This is a genomic window from Cobetia sp. 2AS (assembly GCF_029846355.1).
In the GTDB taxonomy this organism is placed as follows: domain Bacteria; phylum Pseudomonadota; class Gammaproteobacteria; order Pseudomonadales; family Halomonadaceae; genus Cobetia; species Cobetia amphilecti.
In genome coordinates, this window is record NZ_JARWKQ010000005.1 from 11462 (window position 1) to 23662 (window position 12201).

Consider the following 12201-nt stretch of genomic DNA (forward strand, 5'->3'; position numbering starts at 1 on the left):
TCTCGGTACGGGGAAGGATACGGGCCCCACTCAGGGGCCAAGGCCAGCAAGATAGCAGCCGTACCGGCCTCGGCCAATGCGACATGCGCGTGGCAACGCCCGCCTATCGAGGCGATAGATTGAATAACACGCGCCGAGGCCTCACATTCTAGGTATCCCCGCGGCAGCGGTGACGCCGTTTTCACGGCGCTATTGATGCGCAAGTTCTCCTTTACCGCTCACCGCTGCCGCCCACCCGAATGACGCGAGGTACATGATGTCGATCAATCCCCTGCTGGAACGCAACACCCTGCCCCCCTTCGACACCCTCAAGGCCGAGCACGTCGAGGACGCGATCAGCGAACTGCTGGAGCACAACCAGCAGGAGATCGAACGCCTGATCGAGGCCACCCGCGATGACACGCGCTGGGACAACTTCGCCGCGCCGCTGGAAGCGCTGGGTGATCGCCTGAGCCAGGCCTGGTCGCCGGTCTCGCACCTCAACTCGACCATGAACTCGCCCAAGCTGCGCGAGGCCTATCAGGCCTGTCTCGCCAAGCTGTCGGCCTACTCCACCTGGGTGGGCCAGAACAGCGACCTGGCCGCGGCCTATCAGCGCCTCGCGGACAGCGATGAGTTCGCAAGCCTCGATGAAGCCCAGCAGAAGGCGATCACCAACAGCCTGCGCGACTTCCGCCTCGCCGGTGTCGACCTGCCGCAAGACAAGAAGCAGCGCTACGGCGAGATCCAGGCGCGCCTGTCCGAGCTCTCCAACACCTTCTCCAACCATGTGCTGGATGCCACCCAGGCCTGGCACAAGGATGTCGGCGAAGAGGCGCTGGCGGGCGTACCGGAAAGCGGCCTTGAAGCGCTCAAGGCCAATGCCGAAGCCAAGGGCCTGGAAGGCTATCGCATCACCCTGGACTTCCCGAGCTTCTTCCCGGTACTCAGCTATGCCGACAACCGCGAGCTGCGCGAGGAGGTCTACACCGCTTTCGTCACGCGCGCCTCGGAGAAGGGTCCCAACGCCGGTGAGTTCGACAACGGTCCGGTGATCGAGGAGATTCTGGCCCTGCGTCAGGAGCTGGCCGCGCTGATCGGCTTCGACGACTACGCCTCGCTGTCGCTGGCGACCAAGATGGCCGACTCGCCGGCGCAGGTCATCGCCTTCCTGGATGACCTCGCCACCCGCGCCGTGCCGCAGGCGCGTGAAGAGTTCAACGAGCTGGCGGCCTACGCCACCGAGAGCCTCGGTATCGACGACCTGCAGCCGTGGGATGTCGGCTACGCCAGCGAGAAGCTGCGCGAGTCGCGCTACGCGATCAATCAGGAGCAGCTGCGCCCCTACTTCCCGGCGCCGCAGGCCATCGACGGGCTGTTCGAGGTCGTCAACCGCCTCTACGGCATCACCTTCAAACAGCGCGAAGTGCCGGTCTGGCACGAGGACGTCAGCTACTACGAGGTGATCGAGAATGACACCCCGATCGCCGGCTTCTATCTCGACCTCTACGCGCGTGAAGGCAAGCGAGGCGGTGCCTGGATGGATGAGTGCCGCGTCCGTCGCCGCCGCGAGGATGGCAGCCTGCAGTTGCCGGTCGCCTACCTGACCTGCAACTTCACCCGCCCGGTGGGCGATCGCCCGGCGCTGCTGACCCACGATGAAGTGGTCACGCTGTTCCACGAGTTCGGTCACGGCCTGCATCACATGCTGACCCGTCAGGAAGTCGCCGAAGTCTCCGGCATCAACGGCGTGGCCTGGGATGCCGTCGAGCTGCCCAGCCAGTTCATGGAGAACTTCTGCTACGAGCGTGAAGGGCTGGATCTGATCGCACGTCACGTCGACACCGGCGAGCGCCTGCCCGATGACATGCTCGAGCGCCTGCAGGCAGCCCGCAACTTCCAGGCGGCGATGACCATGGTCCGCCAGCTGGAGTTCTCGCTATTCGACTTCCGCCTGCATCATGAGCTCGACAAGCCGTCGGCCAGCGATGTCCAGGCACTGCTCGACGAGGTGCGCAGCAAGGTCGCCGTGGTGCCGGCGGTCGAGTTCAACCGCTTCCAGAATGGCTTCAGCCATATCTTCGCCGGCGGGTACGCCGCGGGTTACTACAGCTACAAGTGGGCCGAGGTGCTATCGGCGGACGCCTTCAGTGCCTTCGAGGAAAGCGCGGTCTTCGATACCGCCACCGGCCAACGCTTCCGTGACGAGGTACTGGCTCGTGGTGGCTCGCGTGACGCCGCCGAGCTGTTCCGCGCCTTCCGTGGCCGTGACCCGCAGGTCGATGCCCTGCTGCGTCACTCCGGCATCGGTGCCCAGGCGGCCTGACCTCGCCCCGTCTCGTGATGGCGCAAGCCTGACCACGAGCTGCTGACCATGCGCCCCTGACCTTTACCGGTCGGGGGCGTATCATATGGCGCATCATCCGCCCGAGGCGGGATTGCCAGACCTACCCTGACCCTGACTGGAGGCACCATGTCTACCATCAAGCGCTTCATCGCCGGTGCCGTCTGCCCGCGCTGCGGAGCAATGGACCGCCTGCGCACCTGGGAGCAGAACGAGACCCGCTACCGTGACTGCGTGTCCTGCGACTTCTTCGAACAGCAAGCCATCGAGGAACCGCCGACCCTCGCCGAGATTTCCACGCGCGTGAGCGACCCCCGCGAGACGCCGGCGAGCGATGAGGTTCAGCCGGTGCGCATTCTGGACCCAGGCAAGCTGCACTGACATCTGCTGTAGCGCTGCGACATGAAAAAGCCCCGCCAATTGGCGGGGCTTTTTCATGTCATCTCGGCAGGATGATCAATCGACCACAGACCAGACTACCGCAGATATTTCGATCACCGTTCAATCGACCATCGTTCAGTCGACCACACCGCAGGCAACGCGCGAGCCGCCACCGCCCAGCTTGGGCGTATCGGTGTAGTTGTCACCACCGGAGTGGATCATCAGCGCATGGCCGCTGAGATCGCTTTCCTTGAGGCGCGGTGCCAGCACCGGCAGCGCGATCTTGCCATCGGCATCGACGCTCAGTGCCGGAAGGTCACCGAGATGGCCATCACCGTAGGGGCCCTGGTGGGTGCCGGTCTCTTCTGGATCGAAGTGGCTACCTGCCGCGGCCGCGGCGACGGTCTCGCCCTCCTTCTCGGCCGGTTCGCAGCTGGCATTGGCATGCAGGTGGAAGCCGTGGATGCCGCTCTCGAGCCCCTCGATCTTCGGCGTCAGCAGCAGACCATCATCGGTATCCTCGGCCATGACACTGCCGACGGACTCACCGACGCCATCACTGCTGACGCGATGCATTTCCACCTCGGTGGCGGCCTGGGCGACGCCGCCGAACAACCAGGCGCCGAGCGCCACCGTCGCGGCGGTCTTGAGGGACTTTCTGGACGAGGTCGTAAAGGATGCCGTGTGCTGTGTCTCGTGATTCATGAGCAATCTCTCCATCACTGAGGCCGGCGTCACTGCCGACGCCTTGAGTGGCTTGCGGGCCGCTGTCACAAGCGGCTACCCGTCAGACCTCAGGGCGAGCGACGCCACATTCAATGCCGCTGTGCCAATTACTTGTCGCGCACGCTCGGAACGCATGACTCAACGAGAAGAGATCCCCAGATTTTCCAGCACCTTGAGACACGGCTCGGCCTGATTGAGAGTATAGAAGTGCAGGCCCGGCGCGCCGCCATCCAGCAGACGCTGACTCATGCGCGAGATCACCTCGGTGCCGAAGGCCTGGAGGCTCTCGCTGTCATCGCCGTAGCTCTCGAGCTGCCGGCGTAGCCAGCGCGGGATGTCCGCCCCGCAGGAATCGGAGAAACGCGCCAGCCTGGTGTAGTTGGTGATCGGCATGATCCCCGGGATGATCGGCTGCTCGATGCCGGCGGCACGCGCGCGCTCCACGAAATGGAAGTAGGCATCGGCATTGAAGAAGTACTGGGTGATGGCGATATCGGCGCCGGCCTGCATCTTGCGCGCGAAGTTCTCGAGATCGCTGTGGTAGTTGTCGGCCTGCGGATGGCACTCCGGATAGGCCGCCACCGCGATCTCGAAGTGATCGCCGGTCTCCTCGCGCACGAACTCGACCAGCTCGTTGGCGTAACGCAGCTCGCTGCGCGAGCCCATCCCGGAGGGCAGGTCCCCGCGCAACGCCACCAGGCGCTTGACGCCCTGCTCGCGATATTGCGCCAGGATCTCGCGCAGCTCGCCGCGGTCACTGCCGACACACGACAGGTGCGGCGCGGTACAGATGCCGCTGGCGCTGACCGACTGCACGGTGTTGAAGGTACGCTCACGCGTGGAGCCGCCCGCGCCATAGGTGACGGAGAAGAACTCCGGCTCCAGCGCCGCCAGCTGATCGCGAACCCCCTTGAGCTTTTCACGCCCGGCCTCGGTATTCGGCGGAAAGAATTCGAAGCTGATCCCTGACGGATGTTCGCTTGCACTCATGGGGCGGCCCTCGTGGTCGTCGTGTCCGGCATTGATGTCGTTATCGCCGCACACTTCGCGGTGTGCGTGCAGCAATACACGTCCGGCGCGTCACGCCACCGCCCCTGTACTGCATGTCGAGCATTCTGACCGCCGCCGCCGACCCCGGCCAATGAAAGGTTTTCGCCTCAACTTCAATACCATTCATATAAGAAAGTGCGTGTTTATAACCATTGCCGACAGTGGCGTCCTGCCCCTCAGTCCTGCCCCCTCACCCCGCGCGCAACCACGCGATCCGCAGCCGGATCAAGGAAAGGCGCAATGCGCGACATTCATGGGATGACGCTGACAGGGGCCACACGGCATGATGAGCCAAAAGGACAATGACGCTTCACAAGGAACCGTGATGGACCACATCGATCTGCAGCAACCGCTCTGGATGTTGATCACCTTCGTCGCCCTCGGCGCCCTCTGTGCACGCCGCCTCGCGATCGACCCGCGCCCCATCGCCACCTTGCTGATCTACGTGATCGCGCCGCTGACCTTCTTCCGCGGGCTGGTGCTCGGCGAGCCATCGCTGAGTGATCTGGGCCTGACGCTGGGACTGTTCTCGCTGGCCAGCAGCATCTGCCTGCTGGTGCGCCCGCTGGCCGCGAAGTTCTTTCCGCCGCAGGAAGCCGCCCTGCTCGCCTTCTCCTCGGGCACCGGCAATACCGGCTACTTCGGCCTGCCGGTCGCGATGCTGTTGCTGCCGCCGGAAGGCGTGACCCAGTACCTGTTCTGCCTGCTCGGCATCACGCTGTATGAGTTCACGCTGGGCTTCTACGTCAGTGCGCGCGGGCAGTTCTCGATGCGCCAGAGTCTGGTCAAGATCGTGCGTCTGCCGCTGATCTACGCCTTTCTGGCCGCTCTGCTGGTGGGGACGCTGGGGCTCGAGGTACCGGGGGCGGTGATGGAGGGACTCGACTACTTCAAGTACAGCTACACGGTGCTGGGCATGATGATCATCGGCATGACGCTGGGCGGTGTCAGCCTGCGCGAGATCGACCCGCGCTTCATTCTCGCGGCAACCGGCCTGCGCTTCGTGATGTGGCCGCTGCTGAGTCTGGGCAGCGTGATGCTGCTGGGCAGCCTGTTCGCCCTCGACCCGGTGCTGGCGCAGGTGTTGCTGCTGCTGGGCGTGGTGCCGATGGCCGCCAATGTGGTCGTGCTGGCCATCGAACTGAATATCCAGCCGGCCAAGGGCGCGATCGCGGTGATGCTGACCACCCTGGCGGCGCCGCTGATCATCCCGCTGTATCTGTCATGGATGCTGGCGATCAGCGGCCTGGGGTGAGGCTCAGGCGCCAGCCATCTCGGGCGTGACGGCATCGGGCGTCGCGGCCGGCGCCGGACGCGGCATCAGATGGCGCGGCGCCGTCTCGAGGATCTGACCCTGCCAGTCGATCAGGTGCAGCGCGCCTTCGGCATCTTCCGCCAGCGCGGTGCAGTGCTCGACCCAGTCGCCGTCGTTGCAATAGAGCACGCCTTCCTCGACCCGGAAGCCCGCCTGGTGGATATGCCCCCCGACATAGCCATCCAGCCCTTCGAGACGCGCCTGGCGCATGGCGGCTTCCTCGAACTGGGCCACATAGCGCTGGGCGGTGCCGCTACGACGCTTGAGCGCACTGGCCAGCGACCAGTACGGCAGCCCGAACATGCCACGCGCGCGGTTGCACCAGCGATTGAGCGACAGGATGAAGCCGTGCATGCCATCGCCCAGCTTGAGCAGCCACGGTGCGATGCGCACATGGGTGTCGAATTCATCGCCATGGGAGACCAGCAGGCGACGACCACTGCTGGTGGTATGGATCGCACGCCGCTCGATGCTCACGTTGTGCAGCTTCAGACCACACAGGCGACGGAAGGCGGCATCATGATTGCCGGGAATGTAGATGACCTCGCAGCCGCTGCGCGCCAGACGCAGCACCCGCGCCACCAGCGCCTGCTGGTCCTTGTCGAGCACTGCACGCTTGCGCATCGCCAGCAGGTCGACGATATCGCCGACCAGATACAGGCGTTCGGGACGCACGCGGCGCAGCAGCCTTGCAAGCAGCGCCGCCTGGCAGTCCGGAGTTCCCAGATGCACATCGGAGATGAACAGCGTGCGAACCTGACCGAGAGCGTCGGGAGCAGGCGGCATTTCAGCACGGGGAGCCGATTGCAAAGCGGTCATGTCAGTCACCTCCGGGTTGCCAGGCAAAATCGACAGGCGAGGCCCAGATGGCCCCTGTCGTTGCCCAGCAAGACTGAGGGGAGGCGATGACATACCCGTAACAGCGACATGAAAAAGCGATGACAGCCAATGCCATCAATCACTTGCAACATGGCAGAAGGAAAGATCGCGGGCTTTCTCACGCCTGAGGATCGTTGGCCCCCGCCATGGCTCGCCGCCGAGCGCGCTTCTGACGATACATGCGGTCATCCGCGATATGGATCAGATCATCGACATCCACATCGCCCTGCAATACCGGGTCGTGGGTGACGCGGCCGATGCTGACCTCGACCGGGAAGGGGATTTGCTGCTGCAGGCGTTGCTCCTGAAGATGGCGCATCAGCTGGGTCGTCGCCTGCTGGCTGGCCATATCACAGGCACCGGGCATCACGACCAGAAATTCATCGCCGCCCAGGCGGCATGCCAGCCCGTCTTCACCGGCCGCCAGGCCGACACTCCGGGCCACCAGCTGGATCAGGCGATCACCCTCGGCGTGCCCGAAACTGTCGTTGACGTGCTTCAGGCGGTCGACATCCACGAACAGGATCGACATGCATTGCCGGGTGCTCGTGCTCTCGGCCAGCATCCGCTCGAGAAAATCGAAGCCGAAACGGCGATTGGGCAGCCCCGTCAGCAGATCGTGATTGGCACGGTATTCCAGCTCATGCTGCTGCGTGAGCAGCTGCTGATTCATGTGGCTGAGCTCGGCGTTGCGCACCTCCAGTGCCCGGCGCAGCTTGACGGTACGCAGGAAGGTGGAGCTGCGGGCGTGCGCCAGCGCCGGCGCCATGATCATCGTCGCGATCATATAGGCACCTCCCGCGCCGGCAAGGTCCTTGAGCGAGAGCGGGCTCAGCCATAGAAAGAGCGGCAGATAGCCCAGTATCAACGGCAGACTACTGACCAGCTGGTACCGCCAGCCCCACACCAGCCACGCCGGCATGGCGATCAGCATGGAGGTCGAGAAGCTCAGGTTCCACAGCGATAGCGTGATGGCATCCTGGATCATCGTCGCGCCGAAGCAGAAATACAGATTGGCGCAGACGGCGCCGAGCAATGCGATATCGTCGGGCCGACGTGGCTGGCGACGCAGTAGCGTCACACACAGCACACAGACACCGAGAAGCAGGAAGCGCCCGAGCCACAGGGTCGGCCAGGCGTCAGGGACCTGGAAGTAGTCGAACAGCAGAAAGCACGCCAGACCCGCCATCGCGAACAGCACGAAGGTATGATTGAGTCGCGCCCGATAATGGCGAGACTCCTCATCCTCCATCTCACTGCATGGCATGAGGTGATCATGGAACGACACGGCACGTCCTCTCGGAAAGCTGGGGCATGGCCTCATGCTACACCTGCCGCCAGCCTCCCCCTATCCCGTCGGCTCGCGTCCCGCCAACGCTACTGCCACGTGTCCTGGCGGCGAGATGCACTCAGGGCCCGATACCGGGAAGGTACGGGCCCTGAACGTCTCGACGTGACTCGCGCCTTTCGCCTGCGGTCAGACGACCTTGCCGCGTGAACCAGCAGGCACATAGATGCGCGCGGAAGCGGCATCTCCCAGCCAATATCCCGAGAAGAGGCCATACAGCCCTGCCGCCATCAGGCCGCCGATGAACAGCGTGAAGTGGGTGATGTCACCCAGCGGCAGGAAGCTGATGACCAGCGTCACCGCCGAGGAGGCCAGCAGCGCCTTGACCGCCGCGACATTGACGCCCTTCTCGAAGAAATATTCGCCCTGCGCGCTGTCGGTGAACAACGCCCGGGTGTTGATGCCGCCCTTGTTGACCAGATAGTGATCGAACAGGATCACGCCATACACCGGGCCGATGGCCGCGGCGAGAATGCCCACGGTGTACTGGATGATTTCCGGATTGTTGAACAGATTCCACGGCGTGATGAAGATGGAGCCGACGGCGGCCAGCATGCCGCCCATGCGCCAGCTGATGCGGGACGGGGCCACATTGGAGAAGTCGAACGCCGGTGACACGAAGTTGGCCACGATGTTGATACCGATGGTCGCCAGCACCAGGGTCAGGATACCCAGCGCTGCCGCGACACCATTGTCGATGCGGGCGACGGTCTCCATCGGGTCATGCAGCATCTCGCCGAAGATGGGCTGGGTGCCGGACACCACCACCACGGTGATGACGGCAAACAGCAGGAAGTTGACCGGCAGGCCCCAGAAATTGCCGCGCTTCACATCACCGGGAGTAGCGCAGTAGCGCGAGAAGTCTCCGAAGTTGAGCGTCGGCCCGGCGAAGTAGCCCGCCACCAGAGCCGCGGCGATCACCATCTGCCACAGGGCGTCGCTGCCCGAGAGCGTCTTGCTGCCCAGGGTGAAGCTGATGTTGTCCCAGCCGGCCTGCCAGACGATCCAGCCCGCCAGCGCGAACATCACCACATAGACCGCTGGCCCGGCGAAATCGATGAAGCGGCGCACCGCATTCATGCCCCACCAGAACACCAGTGCCTGCAGCACCCACATGAACAGGAAGCAGTACCAGCCCAGCTGCGAGAGCCCGAACAACTGGGTCTCGGTCAACCCTTCCAGTGACGGCACGTAACGCAGCAGCACCAGCATCAGGGCATGCGCCGCCAGATACGTCTGGATGCCGTACCACACCACCGCGATCAGCCCGCGGATGATCGCCGGAATGTTGGCACCATAGATGCCGAAGGACTGACGGCATACCACCGGGAAGGGCACCCCCGTCTGCTGGCTGGGTCGCGAGATCAGATTGGCGAACACCTGCACCACCAGAATGCCGACCAGCATCGAGACCAGAATCTGCCAGCTGGCCAGCCCCAGAGTGAACAGGCTGGCGGCGAAGACGTAGCCACCGACACTGTGCACATCGGACATCCAGAACGAGAAGATGTTGTACCAATTCCAGTTCTGCTCGCAGGGGGCGAGGTCCTCGTTGATGAGCCGCTTGCTCGCGTTGCTCAGATCAGGGGGAATCTGGGGTGTCATTGTTGTCTCCAGAGGGGCTTGTGGGCCATCGGCCAGTCACGAGGCGGCATGCCTCGCCATACCCTCCCCTTATCAACAAGCGTGCCAGTGAAACACTTGTTGCGGATTTTCAATCTTCCAGCGTTTTTCCCAAGGCCCTCTCTGCACGACGTCCCTGCCAGCAACGCCATGTACGTGGCGACTCCTGAGACATCGGGCACCATCAACTTCCGCTGTATTAGCCATATGCACCACAGAAGTGCGCTGACGATGAAACCAACGTTGCGGCAGTGGGTATCACCGGACTGGCACGGATGCTGCTCGCGTATTGTCCACTCTGCTCGAACGTCTCACCCAACCCTGCCAGCCGAGCCCATCACAGGAGACACGCGCCATGTTGCGCCTCAAGGTCATCAATCCCAACACCAGCCAGACGATGAGCCAGCAGATGGCGCACTCGCTGCAACGACAGCTCGCGGATGACGTCCGGCTCGAGGTACTGACCGCCGAGCATGGCGCCCCCAGCATCGAGACGGCCGTCGAGGAAGCCATGGCGGTGGTCGCGCTGCTGAATCTGATCGCCCGTGATCGTGAGGGCCTGCTGGACACGCCCCCCGCCGATGGCTATCTGCTGGCCTGCTTCGGTGACCCCGGCCTGGAGGCTGCACGTGAGTTGAGCCCCGTGCCGGTGATCGGCATCGCCCAGGCCGCCATGCACATGGCCACGCTGGCGGCTCCCTCCTTTGCTATCGTCACCAGCATGACCAGCACGCTGCCGATGTCCGAGCAGCTGCTGGAGCGCTATGCGATGCGTCCGCTGTGCAAGGCCCTGCTGGCCTGTGACGTCCCGGTACTGGCGCTTTCAGAGGCGCGCACTCCCCCGCAGGCGCTGCTTGAGAGCTGTGAGCAGGCCAAGGCCAGCGGTGCCGGCAGCATCGTGCTGGGCTGCGCCGCGATGGGCCCGCTGCGCGACGCCATCGCTCGGGATATCGGTCTGCCGGTGGTCGACCCGCTGCTGGCGGGACGGGACCTGCTGCTGACATTGATGCGCCAGCCCGCCGTCACCCGCGCGGCACCGGGCGGCGAGGCCAAGCCGCTCAGCGGCGTCTTTGCCCGAGGCCTGGCGGCCCTTTGACCCGCAGGCGAGCCGCCCTTGGCTGGCGCCTCGCGACCGAAACGAAAACGCCCCCTCACTGCTGCCAATGAAGGGGCGTTTGCATTGGCCGACTCTGACTCAGTGCTTGTCGTTCGACTCTCCCGAGCGGCTGCGATCGCCGACCACCGCCGTCACCAGCTTGCCGATGCTCAGCCCCTGCACGAGGATCGAGAACAACACGATGATGTAGGTGGTGACCACCAGCGGCTCGCGGAAGTCGCCTTCGGGAATCGCCAGTGCCAGCGCCACCGAGATGCCGCCGCGCAGGCCACCCCAGGTGAGCACGCGCGTGGTGCCGGGGCGGAAGGTGTACCAGCGACGCAAGAGGCTCAGCGGAAGACCGATCAGCGCCAGGCGCGAGAGCAGGATCACCGCCACCAGCACCAGCGCGATGCCGATCGAGGTCAGCGTGATCGGCATCAGTACCAGTTCGAGGCCGATCAGCACGAACAGCACCGCGTTGAGAATCTCGTCGACCAACTCCCAGAAGCCGTCCAGATAGCGGCGAGTGTTGTCGGACATGGCGCCATCACGCGCCATGTTGCCGATGATCAGCCCCGCCACCACCATCGCGATGGGGCCCGAGACGTGCAGCGCCGAGGCCAGCGCATAGCCGCCCAGTACCAGCGCCAGACTCAGCATCACCTCGACCTGATACTGGTCGATGCTGCGCATCAGCTGATAGACCAGCGCACCCAGCGCCAGCCCGAGCAGGATGCCGCCGCCGGCTTCCTCGAGGAACAAGAGCCCCATGTGGCCGAGCTCGACCTCACCGCTGCCGGCCGACGCCGCACTCAGCAGTGCGGTGAACAGCACCACCGCCACGCCATCATTGAACAGCGACTCGCCGACGATGCGGATCTCCATGTCGGCAGGCGCGCCGGCACTGCGCATGATGCCGAGCACGGCGATCGGGTCGGTGGGCGAGATCAGCGCACCGAACACCAGGCAATACAGGTAGGGCACCTCGATACCGGCCCACTGGAACAGCCACCAGGCGGCGGAGCCGATCACCAGCGTCGAGATCAGCACGCCCAGCGTGGCCAGCAGGCCGATGGAGCGCCGATAGGCCTTGAGGCGCGAGAGGTCCACGTGCAGCGCGCCGGCGAACAGCAAGAAGGACAGCATGCCGTCCATCAGCAGGCTGTTGAAGTTGATTCGGCCCAACCAGTCTTCCGCGGTATCGGCCACGACGGTGGTCACCGCGAAGTGATCGAGCCCGATCACGCCCAGCGACAGCACCAGGCCGATGGCCATCACGCCGATGGTCGGCGGCAGGCGCAGGACGCGATGATTGAACCACATGCACACGGCAGTGATGGTGATGAACAGTGCAGCGAGATTGAGCATCCGAAAACGGTCCTTTGCAGTGGCGCCGATACCCCTGATGGCATGACGTCCTTGTCATTCTTTCCAGTTCTTCTGTCGCGTGAGCGGCC

Annotated in this window: 10 protein-coding genes; 4 read left to right on the forward strand and 6 right to left on the reverse strand. The window is 64.3% G+C overall.

Annotated features, from left to right (window positions below):
- The first annotated feature begins 256 nt into the window (after positions 1 to 256).
- Positions 257 to 2305: an oligopeptidase A gene (prlC, locus tag QD356_RS13360; RefSeq protein ID WP_192838979.1), complete on the forward strand. Its 2049-nt coding sequence runs from the start codon at positions 257 to 259 to the stop codon at positions 2303 to 2305.
- Between the two features lie 147 nt (positions 2306 to 2452).
- Entirely contained in the window at positions 2453 to 2704 is a 252-nt protein-coding gene (locus QD356_RS13365) for a YheV family putative zinc ribbon protein (RefSeq protein ID WP_043335719.1), read from the forward strand.
- 135 nt (positions 2705 to 2839) lie between these two features.
- On the opposite strand, the gene sodC is transcribed toward QD356_RS13365, so the two are convergent.
- Together sodC and metF are read right to left on the reverse strand one after the other, a co-directional pair.
- Entirely contained in the window at positions 2840 to 3409 is a 570-nt protein-coding gene (gene sodC, locus QD356_RS13370; protein WP_192838980.1) for a superoxide dismutase family protein, read from the reverse strand.
- 159 nt (positions 3410 to 3568) lie between these two features.
- Positions 3569 to 4420: a methylenetetrahydrofolate reductase [NAD(P)H] gene (gene metF / locus QD356_RS13375; protein ID WP_192838981.1), complete on the reverse strand. Its 852-nt coding sequence runs from the start codon at positions 4418 to 4420 to the stop codon at positions 3569 to 3571.
- A gap of 385 nt (positions 4421 to 4805) precedes the next feature.
- On the opposite strand from metF, the gene QD356_RS13380 reads away from it, so the two are divergent.
- Positions 4806 to 5735, forward strand: coding sequence for an AEC family transporter (locus QD356_RS13380; protein WP_054556323.1), 930 nt, complete (start codon positions 4806 to 4808; stop codon positions 5733 to 5735).
- A gap of 3 nt (positions 5736 to 5738) precedes the next feature.
- Here QD356_RS13380 and QD356_RS13385 read toward each other — a convergent pair whose 3' ends face one another.
- The 3 genes from QD356_RS13385 to QD356_RS13395 all read right to left on the reverse strand — a co-directional run bounded on the left by QD356_RS13385 (position 5739) and on the right by QD356_RS13395 (position 9627).
- Positions 5739 to 6614 carry a UDP-2,3-diacylglucosamine diphosphatase gene (locus QD356_RS13385; RefSeq protein ID WP_225996593.1) on the reverse strand — a complete coding sequence of 292 codons (876 nt, stop codon included), beginning with the start codon at positions 6612 to 6614 and terminating at the stop codon, positions 5739 to 5741.
- Between the two features lie 178 nt (positions 6615 to 6792).
- Positions 6793 to 7941, reverse strand: coding sequence for a diguanylate cyclase (locus tag QD356_RS13390; protein ID WP_192838982.1), 1149 nt, complete (start codon positions 7939 to 7941; stop codon positions 6793 to 6795).
- A gap of 210 nt (positions 7942 to 8151) precedes the next feature.
- A complete protein-coding gene (locus QD356_RS13395; protein WP_192838983.1) occupies positions 8152 to 9627 on the reverse strand; it encodes an NCS1 family nucleobase:cation symporter-1 in 1476 nt (491 codons plus the stop codon).
- Positions 9628 to 10000: 373 nt separating this feature from the next.
- Between QD356_RS13395 and QD356_RS13400 the strand changes: the two genes are divergently transcribed.
- The gene (locus QD356_RS13400) at positions 10001 to 10741 is read left to right on the forward strand and encodes an aspartate/glutamate racemase family protein (RefSeq protein WP_192838984.1); all 741 of its coding nucleotides are present in this window, start codon (positions 10001 to 10003) and stop codon (positions 10739 to 10741) included.
- Positions 10742 to 10840: 99 nt separating this feature from the next.
- Here QD356_RS13400 and QD356_RS13405 read toward each other — a convergent pair whose 3' ends face one another.
- The gene (locus QD356_RS13405; RefSeq protein ID WP_192838985.1) at positions 10841 to 12112 is read right to left on the reverse strand and encodes a sodium:proton antiporter; all 1272 of its coding nucleotides are present in this window, start codon (positions 12110 to 12112) and stop codon (positions 10841 to 10843) included.
- Positions 12113 to 12201: the final 89 nt, after the last annotated feature.